This is a genomic window from Arcticibacter tournemirensis (assembly GCF_006716645.1).
Classification (GTDB): domain Bacteria; phylum Bacteroidota; class Bacteroidia; order Sphingobacteriales; family Sphingobacteriaceae; genus Arcticibacter; species Arcticibacter tournemirensis.
The window spans coordinates 4,826,420-4,845,409 of sequence record NZ_VFPL01000001.1 but is presented as its reverse complement, the minus strand read 5'-3'; the positions used below and the strand labels follow the sequence as shown (position 1 = coordinate 4,845,409).

Here is an 18,990-nt window from a genome sequence, read left to right as displayed (position 1 = left end):
GTCAGCCTTCTGCTTTGTGCTTTTAGCTTTCAGCTTTTAACTCTCAACTTTCTACTTTTAACTTTCTACTTTTAACTCTCTACTTTTAACTCCCGACGCTCACATTGTGAATACTTTTTCGCGGCTGTTAAGGTACTCATTTTCTACTACATCTTGTCCGGGTTCAGTTCTTTCAAACTCCCTCAGCTTGCAGTTAAAACCTTCGCTATCCTTAATGATCGCAATCCGTGCACTTCTTACGAACTCAATCAATCCGTAGGGCTGAAGAGCCGCAGTGAGGTTATCCGTTTCCTCGCGATGGCCAGTGGTTTCAAATACTGTATAGTCTTTTCTGATTACCACTGCCCGGGCGCCATTCTCGCGAAGGAGGCGTTCTACCGATGCCTTCTCAGCAATAGTGTCAGTAGGTACCTTATAGAGGGCCATCTCCTGCCAGATCACATCTTCGTTGGTATTGTAATACACCTTAAGTACTTCTACCTGCTTTTCGATCTGTCGTGTAACTTTTCTTACTACATCCTCCGTTTCGTTAATCACAATATTAAAACGGTGAATACTCTCAATCTCCGACGGAGAGGTATTCAGGCTGTCGATATTAATCTTTCTTCTTGTGAAGATAATGGCGATACGGCTAAGCAGACCAATCTGATTTTCTGTATAAACAGTAATGTTATATTCCTGCTTTACCGGAGTATTTTCTGTATCCATGATTTTTTAATTAATTAGTCTTGAGATTTGAGTATCTCATATCCCATAACTCATATCTCATAATTCATAACTCAAGCCAGTCTTATCTCACTAACGCTGCAACCCTGAGGTACCATAGGGAACACGTTATTCTCTTTCTTAACCATCACCTCCAGGAGATAAGATCCCTCATGTTCGAGCATCATTTTCAGGGCATCCTTAAGATATTCCCTTTTTGCAATACTCTTTCCGTGGATTCCATAACCTTCGGCTACTTTTACAAAATCGGGACTGGTTATATCTACAAAGGAATAGCGCCTTTCATTGAACAGTTCCTGCCACTGGCGAACCATTCCGAGAAACTGATTGTTCAGAATGATTATTTTGACATCTACGCCACTTTGCATGATGGTGCCCAGCTCCTGAATATTCATTTGTACACCGCCATCGCCGATAATAGCTACCACCTGCCTGTCCAGCGCGCCAAATTTTGCGCCTATTGCTGCGGGCAGAGCGAAGCCCATAGTGCCTAAACCGCCGCTTGTAATATTGCTTCTCGTGTGGTTCAGTTTCGCATATCTGCAGGCAACCATCTGGTGCTGCCCTACGTCGGTAACAATAACAGCGTCGCCATTCGTGAGTTCATTCAACGACTGGATCACTTCGCCCATTGTCATCTCTTCACAGGTAGGGAAGAGCTCTTCCCGGATCAAGGCATCAATTTCCTTCTTTTCGAATTCTTTGAATCGTTCCAGCCATTCAGCATGTTGTTTTGTTTCAACAAGAGAAGTGAGCAAAGGCAACGTCTCTTTGCAGTCGCCCCATACAGGAACCGTTGTTTGTACATTTTTGTCGATTTCTGCAGGGTCGATGTCCAGGTGGATAACCTTCGCCTGTTTAGCATACTTATCCAGACGGCCTGTTACCCGGTCGTCGAAGCGCATTCCGATGGCTATCAGTACGTCACATTCGTTGGTAAGCACATTAGGACCGTAATTGCCGTGCATTCCAAGCATTCCAACGTTAAGCGGATGGTCGTTGGGTATCACTCCTGCGCCAAGGATAGTCCACGCCGAAGGAATTCCCGATTTTTCTATAAACGCTTTAAATTCCTGCTCTGCATTGCCGAGAATAACGCCCTGTCCCCACAACACAAAAGGCATCTTTGCACTGTTGATGAGTTCGGCTGCCTGCTCCACGTACTCTTTTCTCACAATGGGCTTCGGACGGTAACTCCTTATATGTCTGCAGGGAGTATATCCCTTGAAGTTGAACTTCTGAAGCTGCGCATTTTTAGTAATATCTATCAAGACCGGACCGGGCCGGCCGCTGCGGGCGATATGAAATGCTTTGGCAAGTACTTCGGGAATCTCAGTAGCATCCGTTATCTGGTAATTCCATTTAGTTACCGGAGAAGTAATGTTAATCACATCGATTTCCTGGAAAGCATCAGTCCCCAGCAGATGTGCAAATACCTGTCCGGTAATGCAAACAACAGGAGTGCTGTCGAGCTGTGCATCAGCAAGTCCGGTGACCAGGTTGGTTGCCCCTGGTCCGCTCGTTGCAAATACCACACCCACTTTTCCCGAAGAACGGGCATATCCCTGTCCGGCATGGATTCCACCCTGTTCATGGCGGACCAGTATGTGTTTCAGCTTATCTGAGTAATCATATAAAGCATCGTAGATAGGCATTATTGCACCGCCCGGATACCCGAAGATTGTATCAACACCCTCCACGACGAGTCCTTCCAGCAAAGCCACTGATCCTGTCAGTTCTATTCCTGTGTCGGGTTCTTTCGCAGTCAATACTTCCTGTTGCGCTGTTTCCATGTTTTTAGATTTAAAATTAGATATTTTGCTATCAGCGGTAAGCTTTCAACTTTTACCTTTAAGCTTTCGCCTTTCGACTCTTAACTTTCGACTTTCAACTCTCAACTCCCAACTCAGTCTTCGTCGGTTACGCAACCTTCAGCAGCGTTGCTTACCAGCTTTGCGTATTTATAGAGTAAACCTTTTTTGGCTTTTAATTCGGGCTGTACCCATGCTGCTTTTCGTTTGGCAATCTCCTCTTCAGATACCTTCAGAGTGATTTGGCGTTTTATCGCGTCTATTTCGATCCTGTCTTCGTCCTGTACCAGGCCGATTAAGCCGCCGAGGTAAGCTTCAGGAGTAATATGTCCTACTACAAATCCGTGAGTACCGCCGCTAAAGCGTCCATCGGTGATCAGGGCTACCGACTTTCCAAGTCCGGCGCCAATCAGAGCCGACGTAGGTTTCAGCATCTCCGGCATCCCGGGAGCACCTTTTGGCCCGATGTTCTTAATTACCACTACGTCACCATGCTGCACCCTGCCATTGCTGATGCCTTCAATCAGATGCGACTCCCCGTCAAAAACCCTTGCCGGACCTTCGAAGTAAACACCCTCTTTCCCCGTGATCTTAGCTACGCTTCCGCCTTCAGCCAGGTTGCCGTACAGGATCTGCAGGTGCCCGGTCGCTTTAACGGGCTTATCAACGGGTAAAATGATTTTCTGCGTATCAAAATCCAGTTCGGGTACGTCAGCGAGATTTTCCGCGAGTGTTTTACCGGTACAGGTGAGGCAATCGCCATGAAGCCATCCCTGCTGAAGAAGGTATTTCATAACTGCAGGAACACCGCCAACGTTATGCAGGTCCTCCATCATATATTTACCGCTTGGCTTCATATCGGCAAGGACCGGGATCCTGTTGCTGATCGCCTGGAAGTCATCCTGAGTCAGTTTCACGTCCACGCTCTTAGCCATAGCGATCAGGTGAAGCACTGCATTGGTAGAACCGCCAAGTACCATTAAAGTGACGATAGCATTTTCAAATGCTTCTTTAGTCATGATATCTCTTGGCTTGATATCTCTTTCCAGCAATAAGCGGATCGCCTTACCAGCTCTTAAGCACTCCTCTTTTTTATTGGGGCTCAGGGCTGGTGCTGAAGAAGAATAAGGCAAGCTCATTCCGAGTGCCTCGATAGCAGCAGCCATGGTATTTGCAGTATAAATACCACCGCAGGCGCCCGCACCAGGGCAGGAGTGCTTTATAATCTCTTTAAAATCTATTTCATCAATTTGCCCTGCAATCTTTTTCCCTAAAGCCTCGAATGCAGAAATGATATTCAGGTCTTCACCTTTATAATGTCCGGGAGCTATTGTTCCGCCGTACACCATAATAGCCGGGCGGTTAAGCCGTCCCATCGCGATCACAGAACCAGGCATGTTTTTATCGCAGCCTGGAAGCGCGATTAAGCCATCGTAGTACTGAGCTCCGCATACCGCTTCAATTGAATCAGCAATAACATCCCTGCTGATTAAAGAATAACGCATGCCGGGAGTCCCATTACCCATCCCGTCACTTACCCCGATGGTATGGAATATTAACCCTACCAGATCTTCCTTCCATACACCTTCTTTCACCAGCTTCGCCAGGTCATTCAGATGCATGTTGCAGGTGTTCCCGTCGTAACCCATACTCACGATACCCACCTGTGCTTTATTCATGTCATCGTCGGTTAACCCGATTCCATATAACATAGCCTGTGCAGCAGGCTGTGTTGGGTCCTGTGTAAGTGTGCTGCTGTAGCGGTTTAACTCTTCCTGTGTTTCGGTTGTACCCTGCAAATCTGTTGATGATTTCATGTTTTGTTAGTAATATTTTATCGTATTACCCCGTCTTAATAAATGAATATAAATTGATTAAAACTCTTTATTTTTAATGAACATTGAGCCCTGCGGCATCTGTCCTTTTTATCTATCCTCAAGGTAGGGACTTGATCTATATCAATCAATAGGATGCAACAGAAATTTTCAATTAGTATATTATTCTATCATATTAATCGTTCCGGAATAAAATTTGGAATCGTATGGGTTTTCTGTTCGGAAAATTTGGAATCACTATACCAAATCACGTTTTGGTATACGGTTTAAATATTTGGTTTAGGTGAGCAAAGGGGCTGTTTTCTTCCTGAAACGGCGTGAATAAGAGAAAAAGTTGAAAGAAATCATTAAAAATTATATTTGCTTAACATAGCGATTGACTCTTGTTCGAGGGGACGGCGCTAAGTGAAAAAGGCAGCTGCTTATAATAGTTTAAAATGTTATTTTTCATTGTGGAAAACCAGCCAAAGGACCACAAAAAAAGGGCCTCTTTTCAGAAGCCCTTTACCCTTTAACAAAGGTTATATTATTTTACAATTCCTTCAGCAAGAACAGTTATTTTATTGTTGAGTACTTCAACAACACCGCCTTTTATGAAGTAGCTCTCTTCGCTTTTTCCACCGGTACGGATAATCACTTTGCCATCCTCCAGTGTAGAGATAATAGGAGCGTGATTATTCAGTACTTCGAAAGAACCCTGAGTACCAGGTACGGTAACCGAGTTAACTTCTCCTTCGAAAACGGTCTGATCAGGTGTTAAAATTTCTAATGTCATGTTATTTAGTACTTAGTATCAAGTATCAGGTATTAAGATTTTATCTTCTTTTCTGATACTTGGTACTGTAATATGTGTCTTGCTACTTGCTACTAAATACTTGCTACTTACTACGCATTTGCCTCAGCAAGCAGTTTCTTACCTTTTTCTATTGCATCTTCAATCGTACCAACGAGGTTGAATGCAGCTTCAGGATATTCATCTACTTCTCCGTCCATGATCATATTAAAGCCTTTAATAGTGTCTTTAATATCAACCAGTACGCCTTTTAATCCTGTAAACTGTTCAGCAACGTGGAAAGGCTGCGACAAGAAGCGCTGAACGCGACGTGCGCGGGCAACCACAAGCTTATCTTCTTCAGAAAGTTCATCCATACCTAAGATGGCGATGATATCCTGAAGTTCCTTATAGCGTTGAAGAATTTCTTTTACACGCTGAGCCGTTCCGTAGTGCTCGTCGCCAAGAACCATCGGACTAAGGATCCGCGAGGTAGAATCAAGCGGGTCAACCGCAGGATAAATTCCAAGCTCAGCAATCTTACGCGACAATACGGTTGTTGCATCAAGGTGGGCAAACGTTGTTGCAGGAGCAGGGTCGGTCAAGTCATCCGCAGGTACATATACCGCCTGAACGGAAGTGATTGAACCGCGTTTGGTTGAAGTGATTCGTTCCTGCATCAAACCCATTTCCGTTGCAAGTGTTGGCTGGTAACCTACAGCTGATGGCATACGTCCAAGCAAAGCAGATACTTCAGAACCTGCCTGAGTGAAACGGAAGATATTATCAATAAAGAACAGGATATCACGTCCCTGGCCTTGTCCATCTCCATCGCGGAAGTATTCAGCAACAGTTAAACCTGATAACGCAACGCGGGCACGTGCACCGGGAGGCTCGTTCATCTGACCGAACACAAAGGTACATTTAGAATCTTTCAGCTCTTCGGCATCAACGGTATCAAGGTTCCACTCGCCTTTCTCCATGCCATGCATAAACTCTTCTCCGTATTTAATAATGCCCGATTCGAGCATTTCGCGAAGAAGGTCGTTCCCTTCACGGGTACGTTCTCCTACACCTGCGAATACAGATAAACCAGAATATGCTTTTGCAATATTGTTGATTAACTCCTGGATCAATACGGTTTTTCCAACACCTGCACCACCGAACAATCCAATCTTTCCACCTTTTGAGTAAGGCTCCAGCAAATCAATTACTTTAATTCCGGTAAATAAAACCTCGGTTTCTGTAGAAAGATCTTCAAAACGCGGAGGGTGACTATGGATAGGACGCCCGGCTGTTTTATCCAGGTTAGGAATGCCATCTATTGCATCACCTACCACGTTAAATACGCGGCCCTTAATTCCATCTCCAACAGGCATTTTAATCGGAGCTCCTGTATCAGTTACATCCATTCCGCGAACCAACCCGTCTGTAGAGTCCATTGCTATCGCACGAACCCTGTCTTCTCCAAGGTGGTTCTGTACTTCGAAGATAATAGACTGTCCATTAGGCTTAATAACCTCTAATGCATCGTAAATTTTGGGGAGTTTGGCGCCATCGGCGAAGCTTACATCAACTACCGCTCCAATGATTTGCGCTATTTTTCCAACGTTTGGCATATAATTTTGGAGTAAATATGTTATTTTTCAATGTTTTAAAGCCACTTTTAAGGTCGCTTTTTGGGTCTGCAATAATACGTTTTATCTTTTAAAATTAAATGTCTGGAATGAAAAGATTTTCATTTTTATGACTATTCATTTATATCGCGTTTTTTCTTTTGCTCAAACGCCCTTATTTTTCACTTTCTTCCGGTGCGCTATCCTGAGACTTATAGCACTTTTGATAAACCCGTGAAAAAATGAAGCCTGTGAATTTATCATAAAACCAGACGAAAATAATGCTGTTCTTATTAAAAGAAAATGATTTGTGTCATGGAAACCAAGGAAATTTTAAGAAGATCTGTTTTTATTGCGCTTCTTAGTTGTTTAAACACGTTTGCCTTCGCGCAAACCAATTCAGACATTCCGGATCAGGATATTATAAGCAGCGATACGGTTTGGTATTTGCAGCCCTGGGCCTGGGCTGTTGTTGTCGCTCTGATTATTCTTTGCATTGCCTGTTACAGCAAAAATAATGAGAGAAAGAACTTGGATGAAGGAACAGAAAAAGGACTTCACTGAGTCCGGAAGTTTTCCGCACCCTGCCCCGGCTGGGTTCGGCACGGCTATGGGATTTCTTCTACAGTTCTTCTAAAAAATCCAATACCCAGACCGAAGCCAAGTCATAGCCAGCCAGAAGGTGAGTAGTTGCCACTACGAACATGGTCAGGAAAAGGTACCGGTTTTGTTGGACAGTGCGGTCCGGCTCATATCCGGCTTTGGCTATCTTCGGTCCAGACAGCCACTCGTTTCCGTGCTTCTCCGGTTTTTACTCGAAGAAGCACAGGAGGAAGACAAAGTATGGTCGCTAAGTGCTCCCTTTCCACTCTGGAGCCTTTTAAATGCGGGTCCGAAGCGGATCTGGTATAAATTCCAGATATTTACAACAATGAAAAAAATACTGGTAACCGGTAGTAACGGGCTTCTGGGGCAGAAGCTTACAGAGCTTATCCTTTCATCGAACAGGGCTCAGCTCATCGCGACATCAAAAGGACGGAACAGGTATCCTGCAGAGGAGGGATACGTTTACGCTGAAATGGATATCTGCGATACACCTCGCATGCGGGATGTTATTCAACGGTTCTCGCCCGATGTGATTATTCATACTGCTGCGGTCACCAATGTAGATATCTGTGAACAGGACAAGGACCTATGTCGCCTCATGAATGTGGAAGCGGTACGGTCGCTTTCGGTGGTTTGTGAAGAAAATGACATCCACCTTATTCATTTATCTACCGATTTTGTGTTCGACGGCGGGAACGGGCCTTATGCAGAGGAGGCGGATGTAAGTCCGGTCAGTGTTTATGGCGAAAGCAAAGCAGAGTCGGAAAGGATTTTGTTTAATTCTTCATGTCGCTGGACCATCATCCGTACGATTCTTGTTTACGGAATAACTACAGATATGAGCCGCTCCAATATCGTGCTCTGGGCGAAGTCGGCCCTTGAAAAAGGCGAACCGCTCAATATTGTGGCTGATCAGTGGAGGATGCCGACATTGGCCGAAGATCTGGCCGAGGCATGTCTTCTCGCTGCTGAAAGAGAGGCGCCTGGAATCTATCATATCTCCGGAAAAGACATGATGAGCGTTTATGAACTGGTGCAGCATGTAGCTGCGTTCTGGCATCTCGATAGTTCTCTTATGAAGCCGGTGTCATCAGAATCCTTAAATCAGACAGCAAAAAGGCCAAAACGAACTGGCTTTGTTCTGGATAAGGCCATTGCTGATCTGGGATACCAGCCTCATTCTTTTAGGGAAGGATTAACTATACTCGATGCTCAAATCAAAAAGAGGGATGATCGCTACTGTTGAATTTTTTATTTAGAGAAGCTTTTTATGTTCGTTTTTGCCTCATCATAAATACGATTCATTATATTCTCTACTACCAGCTTATCAGCGGTCTCTGATGGACACAGTCCGATTAAGCTGTATTTTCCCGAAATATTGATTTTACCCTCGAATACGGTTGCAACGCCTTGAGCTTCTGCTAGTTTAGGCGTGCTCTTACAATCTACTGAAAAACTAAAACTTGACGTTTTGAACAGGGGAACCCAGAGCGAACCGATGTTTTTATCTGAAATATCAATTCTGACGGGAGCAGGGGACTTTATATCTCCAATTATTTTTGATTTATAAATCACCACAACCGGGATTGAAGACGCGGGATTTCGTATGCTTTCTGTACTGGCGTTTGAGTTGTTCCAACTGCTCCAGCTGCTCGAAACATTCGTAGATACTGTGCTGTTGCAATAGCTGGTATTTACGTGAAGGACCTTAATTAAAACGATCAATAGTATCGCAACGACGAGAAATGTTGTACCTCTGGATTTCATGCGTTTAATTTAAAGTGATTTAGTTTGTAGACTCGCGCCGGTTATTGAGTTACAGTGGTCCCCAGTAATTTTAACTTAGTCCAGGATTTGCCGGAAAACTGTAACACAGCGCAATTTAGTTAATTTCACTGTATTTGATACAGATTTTCTATTTATCTGAATTAACGGTATATTTAGCAAAATAATTCAGCCAGTTTAATTCCGTTATTTACATATCCAACACCTGATTATCTATGGCATTAACAAAAGGTCAAAAAGCACCCTCTTTTAATCTCTACAGTTCCGAGCTCAAAGAAATTTCTTTAAGTGATTATGCTGGAAAGAAACTGGTGATCCACTTCTTTCCAATGGCTTTCACGGGGGGATGCACCACCCAGTTGTGTACAATGCGCGATTCGTTTGGTTACTACGAAGAGCTTGGGGCCGATGTTGTGGGAATCTCTGTTGATTCGCCTTTTACGCTTGCGAAGTTTAAAGAAGAGAATCAATATCAGTTTCCTTTGTTATCCGATTTCAATAAAGAAGTGTGTAAGGCATACGGCGCTTATTACGATGAGTTTGTTTTCGGGCTACGGGGGGTGGCAAAACGTGCGGCATTTGTAATAAACGAAGAACAGGAAATTGTATATGCTGAAGTACTTGAGTCAGCCGGCGATCTTCCTGATTTCGAAGCTATTCAGAACGCAGTAAAATAATAATACTTAATATATACTTAAAATGGATAATAATTTGTTGTTTACAGTACTCGGGGTTATTGTCGCCCTGTTCTTCTTTCTGTATATTTTGCCGGTTAACCTCTGGTTTACCGCCCAGCTTTCGGGAGTGAGGGTTAGCTTGCTTAATCTTTTCCTGATGCGCCTTAGGAAAGTACCACCCTCGCTTGTAGTAAACGCAATGATCACTTCTACAAAAGCGGGGCTAAATATTAATTCGAACGAGATCGAAACTCATTATTTAGCAGGAGGACACGTAAACAGTGTAATCAAAGCGCTTATTTCAGCAGATAAAGCCAATATTCCCCTTACGTTTAAACTGGCAACCGCAATTGACCTTGCAGGCCGCGATGTATTCGATGCTGTTCAGCTGTCTGTTAATCCGAGGGTAATTAATACCCCGCCGGTTGCAGCTGTTGCAAAAGATGGGATACAATTGGTTGCCAAGGCGAGGGTGACGGTGCGCGCGAATATTAATCAGCTGGTAGGTGGCGCCGGTGAAGAAACGATTCTGGCGAGAGTAGGTGAGGGCATCGTTACTACCATCGGCTCTGCCATAAATCATAAAGAAGTATTGGAGAATCCAGACAGGATCTCAAAAACAGTATTAGAAAAAGGATTAGACAGCGGTACCGCTTTTGAGATCCTGTCCATTGATATCGCGGATATTGATATCGGCGACAATATTGGTGCAAAACTTCAAACAGACCAGGCAGAAGCAGATCTTAAAGTTGCAAATGCCCGCGCAGAGGAACGTCGTGCAATGGCCGTTGCATCAGAGCAGGAAATGCGCTCGAAAGCTCAGGAGGCGCGTGCGAAAGTAATTGAAGCAGAAGCCCAGGTTCCTCTGGCTATGGCAGAAGCGTTCCGATCCGGCAATCTTGGCGTAATGGACTATTACAAAATGCAGAACCTGAAATCGGATACCGACATGCGTGAGTCGATTTCAAAGCCCAATAAGGGAAAACAATAGTCAAGTTGCGCATATAGTACCCTCTGTTAAGAAAAAAGATAAAGGAGTTGCATTCGTAAGATTCATGAATAGAGGCAAATACATTCATAAGGGATTGCAAAGGGTGTGAAAATTGAAATTTTTTTGCAGATGTTAAATTTTTACTTCTATCTTTGCAGTCCATTAACAAAGGGACTTGTAGCTTAATTGGATAGAGCATCTGACTACGGATCAGAAGGTTAGGGGTTCGACTCCCTTCAAGTCCACGACTTACTTAAAAAGCCTTTTCGATACACGGAAAGGCTTTTTAAATTTAAAAATAATCCTGATGCTAAATCTTGTTTTGTTTGGCCCTCCGGGAGCCGGTAAGGGAACTCAATCTCAGAAGCTTATTGAGAAATATCAGCTTGTTCATCTTTCAACAGGAGACATCCTGCGGAGTGAAATTGCTAACGGTACTGAATTAGGACTTGAAGCAAAGAAGCTGATGGATCAGGGAATTCTCGTTCCTGATGAAGTGGTTATTGGTATGATCAGCAATAAACTGGACTCCAATAAAGAGGCTAATGGTTTCATATTTGATGGCTTTCCACGGACAGTAGCGCAGGCGGAAGCGTTGGATGCACTGATGATCTCGAAAAACACGGCGATATCAGGAATGGTTGCGCTGGACGTAGATTCGGAAGAGCTTCAGAATCGTCTTCTTTTGAGAGGGAAGGATTCAGGCCGTCCTGACGATGCAAACCCAGATATTATCCGCCGGAGAATCGAGGAGTATAATAATAAAACTGCGCCTGTTGCTAACTTCTATAAAGCGCAGGGAAAATACTATAGTATTAATGGTATTGGCAGCATTGACGAAATATTTACAGAAATAAGCAAGATCGTTGATGGGTTATGAGTTGTGAGATATGAGTGGAAAGCCATAATATTTCATAATTTGTAATTTTAAAATAGACGTAACTCATATCTCATCACTCATATCTCATAACTAAAGCATCACTCACAACCCACAACTCACAACCTCCTATGGCCCAGGGATCGAACTTTGTAGATTACGTAAAGATATGTTGCCGTTCTGGTCAGGGAGGAGCAGGCTCCGCGCATTTACACCGGGATAAGTTTACCTCCAAGGGCGGTCCCGATGGAGGAGACGGTGGTCGCGGCGGTCATGTGATGTTGAAGGGAAATAGTCAGCTATGGACCCTTTTACACCTGAAATACCGTAAGCATGTTATTGCTGAGAACGGTGAACCGGGTGGCAGCGCATTAAAATCGGGAAAGACCGGTAAAGATGAGATCCTCGAAGTTCCGTTGGGCACTATTGCGCGGGATGCTGAAACCGGCAAGATCCTGTTTGAAATCACAAAAGATGGAGAAACAAGGATCCTGACCCCGGGTGGCAGAGGGGGGCAGGGGAACTGGCACTTCAAAACTCCAACGCTGCAAACGCCGCGGTTTTCACAACCGGGTGAACCGGGCTTGGAGCAGTGGATGATACTCGAACTCAAGGTACTGGCCGACGTTGGACTCGTTGGTTTTCCTAACGCCGGGAAATCTACTCTTCTTTCAGTCCTTTCTGCGGCTAAACCTGAAATCGCTGATTATCCGTTTACAACCTTAGTGCCTAATCTAGGAATCGTTTCTTACAGGGACAACCGGTCGTTTGTTATGGCCGATATTCCGGGAATTATAGAGGGCGCTTCTACGGGGAAGGGCCTTGGACTCCGGTTTTTACGACATATAGAGAGAAATTCGGTTCTTCTGTTTCTGGTTCCTGCCGATACCGGCCGGACTATTCATCAGGAATACGACATTCTATTGAAAGAATTAGAGGATTACAATCCCGAGTTGATGCATAAACCCCGGATCCTGGCAATCAGTAAATCAGACATGCTCGATGCTGAATTAATGCAGGAAATGGAGGCTGATGTTCCACCGATTCCTTACATATTCATTTCATCGGTAGCACAAAGAGGGCTGCTGGAGTTGAAAGATATGCTTTGGAAGGCCATAAACGAGAATTAGGAAGGATTCTTTCCTAACTTTTCAACCATTTCTTTTGGTACGTTCTCCAGATCAAGTATCAGGAATCCATCCAGACTGTCAGAAAACTTCGGATCTATATTAAAGCAAATGATTTTGGCATTCAAGGCAATATACTGCCGCAATAATACCGGCACTTTCATATGAGTTACCTCTATCTCCGAGATTAAACTGTCGAGCGATTTCAGTGAGTCTTTCGGTTCGAATAAAAGGCTGGTGTCGATCTTAGAAAAGTCAACTTTGAACTTCTTCCTTGGTTTTACATACTTTGCCAGGTCATGATCGAAATGGTATCTCGAAATATAGCTGACAATAAGCGATTTCGAAAACTTAGAAAAGCTGTTGCTAATACTTACCGGCCCGATCAGGTAACGGTATTTTGGGTTATCAAGCAGATATTTGAGAATCCCCTTCCATAAAAGGAATAGAGGAAGCGGTCTCTGCTGATACTCCTTCCTCACCCACGACCTTCCCAGTTCGAGACTTTGCCGTAAAACCGGGTAAAACTGTTCCTTAATCTTAAACAGGCCGGCGGTATAGAAACCTAATTTGCCCATGCTGAAGAATATTTCATCCCCCTTGCCGATGCGGTAAGCTCCTACGACTTGTTTGGTTTCTTTATCCCAGATAAAAAGATGGTGATAATAGATGTCGTAGCCATCGAGGTCTACCGACTTATTGGTGCCTTCACCCACCTCTCTGAATGTTACTTCCCGGAGCCTCCCGATCTCTTTAATAATATGAGGGATCTTCGAGGTGGGGGATACGAACACTTCGTATTGCTTTTCTTCGCAGATTCTGCAGCTCTTTCTCAGGGTATCGATCTCCGCTTCCAGAATTGAAGGATCAATAGCCGGAATAACGGGTTCTGCCCGCTTCCTGATCTTGAAAAGATACCGTGGATTGAATATCCTTTTCTCATTTTCGAGGCTGGTACCCAGGCTGTACGTTTTGGCCCGCAGATAGGCAAGGAGCTTTGGCGTGTTATTCTGGAATGGAATGTCTTCGGCAGGTATTAGTTTGCCAATGCGCAACCTTATTTTATGGCCCTGTTTATTGAAGAGTTCGGATGGAAGCTTTGCTGTACGTAAAGCAGGATGGATTAAACTAATAATATTGAAAAGCAGGCCATTATTGCCGTGAAAGTATATGGGTATAACCGGCACCTTCGCTTTCGTGATTATTTTGCCGACTACAGGATGCCATAGTTTATCCGTTATTTGCTGTGATCCAATCTTATATGTAGAAACTTCGCCGGCCGGGAAAATACCGATCGGGTCCCCCTTCTTCAGTATCGCCATCGTGCTCTTGATACCACTGATACTGGAAGAATGCTCAATATTCTCGAATGGATTTACTGCTATGAAGTACTCACTAAGATTGGGAATCTTTTTTAGAATGAAGTTTGCCATAAGCCGCGCTTCGGGTCTCACTGTACATAGTATCTTAAGAAGTACTAACCCTTCAATACCTCCGTAAGGATGGTTAGCAATTGCAATGAATGCACCGCTACGAGGGATGTTCTTAAGTTCTGCCTCGTCGAATTCAACTCTAATGCCCAGGATCTCAAGGATCTTGTCGATAAAATCAATGCCTTCAAGATGGTGGGCTTTAGAGAAAGCCGCGTTCACATCATTGATTTTCATTATCTCCATTAATAATGAAGCAAGCCCGGGAAGATGAAGCTTATCAATTCGCGTCGCTTTAGCGAACTCTTCTTTGCTTATTACTTTCATGTTTTAGTACAGGAATGGTTTACAGGAGCTACACTTCAATCGATAAAAATCAAAGATGAAATTAGCAAAATTAAAAGAACTTGTATGAATTTTAATTAACTGGCCTCTTGCACGCAAGCATCAAAATTGATTGATATCATATTCCTGAAATTTTGTTTAAGAAAGATTTTGGAGATGTAATTCTTTTCTATACATTTGGTCAACCAATAATTGGTCAACCAATGAACCCGTTAATAGAGACGATAAAAGCGATAGAAGTGGAAACCCCGGTGGAAAAGATTATTCGCCAATTAAAGCACCTAATAGTATCCGGACAGTTAAAACCGGGCGACAGGTTGCCTGCTGAAAGAGTTCTTGCCGAAAAGTTTGGTGTAGGTAGAAGTTACGTTCGTGAAGCCATCCTTAAACTGGAGTTCTACGGGCTTCTGAAAACAAGTCCCCAGAGCGGAACCTATGTTTCGGGCCTCAGTATTAATGTGCTGGATAATCTCCTTACAGATCTTATTAATTTCAATAAGGATGATTTCAATGCATTAATCGAAGCCAGGTACTACCTCGAACTGAGTGCTGTGCGTGTAGCGGCTGAAAGAAGAACAGAGGAAGATTTGCATGCAATGGAGCGTGCTTTGGATGAGTACGAATATAAGATTGCACAAGGCCTGAACGGCGTGGAAGAGGATTTACTGTTCCATATTAAAATTGCCCGTGCCACTAAAAATCCTGTTATAGAATCGATGTTGCTGATTCTTATTCCCGATCTTGTTAAGAGCATTAATGAAAACAAGGTTTGTGGCGAAGAGCGGGGATTATTGTCAATACCCGAGCATCGTGCTATTTTAAAAGCGCTTGAAGAAAAGGACAGTGATGCAGCGGAAAAAGCGATGGCTAATCATTTAAATGAAATTTTTCAAATAAGCAGGGCAGGATATGATGCAAAGAAGCTCTTAGATAATAACGCAGAATAGCCGGCTTAAGTAAATCTAAAAGACCAGATATTAAAATATTCAAAATATGAACTACTTAAAAAAAGTGGTACTTGTTATCTTTTGCCTTCAGTTTTCGCTTTTCCTAGCAGCGCAGGAGCATCCCAATATCATGCTGACAAAGGCTGGGATAGATAATGTAAGGAAAGGATGTACGCAATATCCCTTGCTTCAGCAGTCGTTTGCGCAGGTGAAGGATGCTGCTGACAAAGCTGTTGAGGGAAAAATCAATATACCAGTACCCAAAGACGGTGGAGGAGGGCCATCGCATGAGCAGCATAAAAGAAATTATCAGAATGTCTTAGCTTGTGGTGTAGCTTATCAGATCAGCGGCGATGCCAAATATGCTTCTTACGTAAGAGATGTTTTACTTGGCTATGCTGCTCAGTATGAAAAATGGCTGGTAGTACATCCGAAAAGCAAGGCCAGTAATCAGGCGGGCAGGATTTTCTGGCAGATCCTGAATGATTGTGTATGGCAGGTAAATGTGATTCAAGGATACGACATGGTTTATGATGCCATCACACCCCGCGACAGGAAGACTATTGAGAACAAACTATTTGTACCCGTCCTGAAGTTTATTACCGAAAATTCAAAAGAAACTTTTAACCGTATTCACAACCATGGTACCTGGGCTGTTGCTGCTGTTGGTCTTACCGGTTATGTATTAAACAAGCCCGACTACGTCGAAATGGCATTAAAAGGTTCTGATAAATCCGGCAAAACAGGTTATCTGGCGCAGCTGGACCAGTTGTTTTCTCCCGACGGGTATTATACAGAGGGCCCTTATTATCAGCGGTATGCTTTATTGCCTTTCGTAATATTTGCCAAAGCGATTAACCAATATCAGCCAGAGCGGCATATATATGAGTACCGGAACAAGGTGCTTGAAAAAGCGATTAATACTTCATTACAAAGCACGTACAGCACTGGTGTATTCTTCCCTATAAATGATGCTATTAAAGATAAAACATTTGAGTCGGCCGAGCTGGTTTATGGGGTTGACCTCATTTATGCAGAAATGGGTGGAAAAGCCGACTTGCTCGATGTAGCACAAAAACAAGGAAGAGTTATTGTGTCTGACGCGGGACTAAAGGTCGCTAAGGATATAACAGAGGGTAAAGCGAAGCCATTCCAGTACAAATCCCTTATAATAACAGATGGAGCCGCAGGCAACGAGGGCGGACTGGCTGTGCTAAGATCCGGATCTAATAATGACCAGCAGTGTTTGGTTTTTAAAGCTGCATCACAGGGAATGGGACACGGGCATTTCGATCGCCTGAATATTCTCTATTATGATAATGGATCTGAAGTGTTTTCAGATTACGGTGCGGCTCGCTTCATTAATATAGAGTCGAAGAACGACGGCGAATATCTCCCTGAAAACAAAACCTGGGCGAAGCAAACCGTTGCTCATAATACGCTGGTAGTCGATAAAACGTCGGCATTTAAAGCCAATCTCAATGAAGCGCAGAGCCATTATCCCGAAATCTTATACTTCAAAGGCGACGGAGAGGTACAGGCTGTAAGTGCCAGGGAAGACAAGGCATTCCCCGGCGTTTCAATGGTACGGACATCCGTATTGCTTCATCTCCCGGAGTTGACAAAGGCTTTGCTTGTTGACGTCTATAAAGCCGAGTCGAGCGCTGCACACACATACGATCTTCCCTTCTGGTATAACGGGTATGTCACTGACGCTTCTTTTAAAATCAATGCCTTTACTGATCAGCTCAGGCCGGCAGGAACTAAATATGGGTATGAACACCTGTGGATGAACAGTAACGACTCTGTTCCCGGAGGAAGCGGATATATCACAGTGATGAATAATAAGCGCTTTTATACTACGCATTTTGCAGGCGGGTCAGTCCTGAACGTGAAAACGGTCTCCCTGGGCGCAAATGATCCGAACTATAACCTGTTAAATGCAAAGGCTTTTATTCTTTCACGGTCACAGTCACACGATCAAACATTTATTTCTATTACAGAAAGTCATGGCCTTGTTGATGCTATAGCGGAAACAACCACTGGCGCCAAAAGCACTGTATCGGGGCTTAAGGTAATTAAGGCTGACAGAGATGGGACGAGCTTTTCATTTGAAGTGCAAGGGAAAGTGTACCAGCTGATAATGAACTATACCGACAAGAACAATTTCATTCAATTAATAAAATAATTAAGTCATGATACAAAGTAATTTATTTCAGATCGAAAAGGAAATTCCCTGGGAAAAGGCAGGTGAAGGTATTGAAAGACAAGTTTATGGTTATGATGATCAGATAATGCTGGTAAAGGCAAAGTTTGAAGCCGGAGCCGTAGGTACCTTACATCAGCACCATCATGTACAGGTAACGTACGTAGAAAGTGGCGTATTTGAAATGACCATCGGGGAGGAGAAAAAGACTATAAAAAAAGGAGACGGATATTATGTGCCTCCTCATGTAATACATGGTTGCGTTTGTGTTGAGCCTGGAATCCTGATCGATGTATTCAGTCCCCATAGAGAAGATTTTCTAAACAAGTAAACTACTAACCCTAAATTAAATGAAAAGGATATTAATAACATTATTCTGCCTGGCTCTGGTGGTTGTTAAATCATTGGGTCAGGAAACCGAGTTTAAGCCGGTGGAATACCCGGAAGGTTATTCGTCGCAATTGAATGTAGTATACACTCAGGTAAACGGCTGGGATGGAAAGATGGACCTGTACCTTCCTCCTAAAGAGAAAGGGCCTTCGCCAGTGATGATCAATATACATGGCGGTGGCTGGAATAAAGGAAGCAAAGAATCGCAGACCGGGTTTAATTCGTGGTTTAAAAAGGGCTACGCCGTGGCGAATATCGGATACCGCCTGGTGCAGGTGGCTCCGGCACCGGCTGCAATAGAGGATACCCGCTGTGCGCTGATCTACCTCATTAAGAATGCCAAACAGCTGAATATCGATGTAAACAAAATTGTGATCATGGGAGGCTCTGCCGGCGGACACCTTGCACTTATGGGAGGCCTGCTGGAGAATGACCACATTTTCGACACCAACTGCAAAGGTGTAGAGAATGTCAAAGTAGCTGCGATCATCGATAAGTATGGTATTACTGACGTGAATGACTGGGCTTATGGCCCTAATATTACCAGTAAATCGGCTACCTGGTGGTTGGGAGATAAGGCAAAGGATAAAGCTTTTATTAATTCTGTCTCTCCCATTACGTACGTAAAAAAGACCAGTCCGCCGGTATTTATAGTTCATGGCGATGCTGATCCCACAGTTCCCTATCAGCAATCGGTAGCTCTCCACAAGAAACTGGTAGAGGCGGGGGTGAAAACCAAATTTATTACAGTTGAAGGCGGCTTACACGGAAAGTTCCCGAAAGAGAAGAATTCAGAAGTAAACGCCCGGATAATGGACTTTCTTAAAGAGTTAGGAATCCATAAATAAT

At 43.8% G+C, this 18,990-nt stretch carries 17 protein-coding genes and 1 tRNA gene; 11 read left to right on the top strand and 7 right to left on the bottom strand.

Annotation, left to right across the window (positions count from 1 at the left end; genetic code table 11):
* Positions 1 to 99 precede the first annotated feature (99 nt).
* From ilvN to atpD, 5 genes are all read right to left on the bottom strand, one after another.
* Positions 100 to 708 carry an acetolactate synthase small subunit gene (gene ilvN, locus BDE36_RS20190; protein WP_141816274.1) on the bottom strand — a complete coding sequence of 203 codons (609 nt, stop codon included), beginning with the start codon at positions 706 to 708 and terminating at the stop codon, positions 100 to 102.
* A 71-nt stretch (positions 709 to 779) separates the two neighbouring features.
* Entirely contained in the window at positions 780 to 2,519 is a 1,740-nt protein-coding gene (ilvB, locus tag BDE36_RS20185) for a biosynthetic-type acetolactate synthase large subunit (RefSeq protein ID WP_141816273.1), read from the bottom strand.
* A gap of 113 nt (positions 2,520 to 2,632) precedes the next feature.
* Positions 2,633 to 4,354 (bottom strand): dihydroxy-acid dehydratase, encoded by a 1,722-nt coding sequence (gene ilvD / locus BDE36_RS20180; protein ID WP_141816272.1) that lies wholly within the window; start codon positions 4,352 to 4,354, stop codon positions 2,633 to 2,635.
* 544 nt (positions 4,355 to 4,898) lie between these two features.
* Positions 4,899 to 5,147 (bottom strand): ATP synthase F1 subunit epsilon, encoded by a 249-nt coding sequence (gene atpC, locus BDE36_RS20175; protein WP_128768593.1) that lies wholly within the window; start codon positions 5,145 to 5,147, stop codon positions 4,899 to 4,901.
* A 110-nt stretch (positions 5,148 to 5,257) separates the two neighbouring features.
* Entirely contained in the window at positions 5,258 to 6,763 is a 1,506-nt protein-coding gene (gene atpD, locus BDE36_RS20170) for a F0F1 ATP synthase subunit beta (protein ID WP_128768592.1), read from the bottom strand.
* A 312-nt stretch (positions 6,764 to 7,075) separates the two neighbouring features.
* On the opposite strand from atpD, the gene BDE36_RS20165 reads away from it, so the two are divergent.
* Together BDE36_RS20165 and BDE36_RS20160 are read left to right on the top strand one after the other, a co-directional pair.
* Positions 7,076 to 7,324 carry a hypothetical protein gene (locus BDE36_RS20165; protein ID WP_128768591.1) on the top strand — a complete coding sequence of 83 codons (249 nt, stop codon included), beginning with the start codon at positions 7,076 to 7,078 and terminating at the stop codon, positions 7,322 to 7,324.
* 118 nt (positions 7,325 to 7,442) lie between these two features.
* Positions 7,443 to 8,612, top strand: a complete 1,170-nt coding sequence (locus tag BDE36_RS20160) for an SDR family oxidoreductase (RefSeq protein WP_235904361.1) — start codon at positions 7,443 to 7,445, stop codon at positions 8,610 to 8,612.
* A 5-nt stretch (positions 8,613 to 8,617) separates the two neighbouring features.
* Here the strand turns inward: BDE36_RS20160 and BDE36_RS20155 are convergent, their stop codons facing one another.
* On the bottom strand, positions 8,618 to 9,133 hold the full coding sequence (locus BDE36_RS20155) for a hypothetical protein (protein WP_141816271.1): 516 nt from the start codon (positions 9,131 to 9,133) through the stop codon (positions 8,618 to 8,620).
* 233 nt (positions 9,134 to 9,366) lie between these two features.
* Here BDE36_RS20155 and BDE36_RS20150 point away from each other — a divergent pair, with 233 nt between their 5' ends.
* The 5 genes from BDE36_RS20150 to obgE all read left to right on the top strand — a co-directional run bounded on the left by BDE36_RS20150 (position 9,367) and on the right by obgE (position 12,826).
* A complete protein-coding gene (locus BDE36_RS20150; protein WP_128768589.1) occupies positions 9,367 to 9,828 on the top strand; it encodes a redoxin domain-containing protein in 462 nt (153 codons plus the stop codon).
* A gap of 22 nt (positions 9,829 to 9,850) precedes the next feature.
* Complete coding sequence (floA, locus tag BDE36_RS20145) at positions 9,851 to 10,819, top strand: flotillin-like protein FloA (protein WP_128768588.1); 969 nt, start codon at positions 9,851 to 9,853, stop codon at positions 10,817 to 10,819.
* Between the two features lie 171 nt (positions 10,820 to 10,990).
* Positions 10,991 to 11,064 (top strand) — tRNA-Arg (locus BDE36_RS20140).
* A 62-nt stretch (positions 11,065 to 11,126) separates the two neighbouring features.
* On the top strand, positions 11,127 to 11,699 hold the full coding sequence (locus BDE36_RS20135; RefSeq protein WP_128768587.1) for an adenylate kinase: 573 nt from the start codon (positions 11,127 to 11,129) through the stop codon (positions 11,697 to 11,699).
* A gap of 128 nt (positions 11,700 to 11,827) precedes the next feature.
* On the top strand, positions 11,828 to 12,826 hold the full coding sequence (obgE, locus tag BDE36_RS20130; protein WP_141816270.1) for a GTPase ObgE: 999 nt from the start codon (positions 11,828 to 11,830) through the stop codon (positions 12,824 to 12,826).
* Here the strand turns inward: obgE and BDE36_RS20125 are convergent.
* On the bottom strand, positions 12,823 to 14,580 hold the full coding sequence (locus tag BDE36_RS20125; protein WP_141816269.1) for a GNAT family N-acyltransferase: 1,758 nt from the start codon (positions 14,578 to 14,580) through the stop codon (positions 12,823 to 12,825). The genes obgE and BDE36_RS20125 overlap by 4 nt on opposite strands.
* Positions 14,581 to 14,801: 221 nt before the next feature.
* Here BDE36_RS20125 and BDE36_RS20120 point away from each other — a divergent pair, with 221 nt between their 5' ends.
* Genes BDE36_RS20120 through BDE36_RS20105 form a run of 4 tightly spaced genes read left to right on the top strand, consistent with a single transcriptional unit; the run spans position 14,802 to position 18,989 of the window.
* On the top strand, positions 14,802 to 15,545 hold the full coding sequence (locus BDE36_RS20120) for a FadR/GntR family transcriptional regulator (RefSeq protein WP_141816268.1): 744 nt from the start codon (positions 14,802 to 14,804) through the stop codon (positions 15,543 to 15,545).
* Positions 15,546 to 15,591: 46 nt separating this feature from the next.
* Entirely contained in the window at positions 15,592 to 17,733 is a 2,142-nt protein-coding gene (locus BDE36_RS20115; protein ID WP_141816267.1) for a heparinase II/III domain-containing protein, read from the top strand.
* Between the two features lie 7 nt (positions 17,734 to 17,740).
* On the top strand, positions 17,741 to 18,082 hold the full coding sequence (locus BDE36_RS20110) for a cupin domain-containing protein (RefSeq protein ID WP_128768582.1): 342 nt from the start codon (positions 17,741 to 17,743) through the stop codon (positions 18,080 to 18,082).
* A 19-nt stretch (positions 18,083 to 18,101) separates the two neighbouring features.
* Positions 18,102 to 18,989 (top strand): alpha/beta hydrolase, encoded by an 888-nt coding sequence (locus tag BDE36_RS20105; protein ID WP_128768581.1) that lies wholly within the window; start codon positions 18,102 to 18,104, stop codon positions 18,987 to 18,989.
* Position 18,990: the final 1 nt, after the last annotated feature.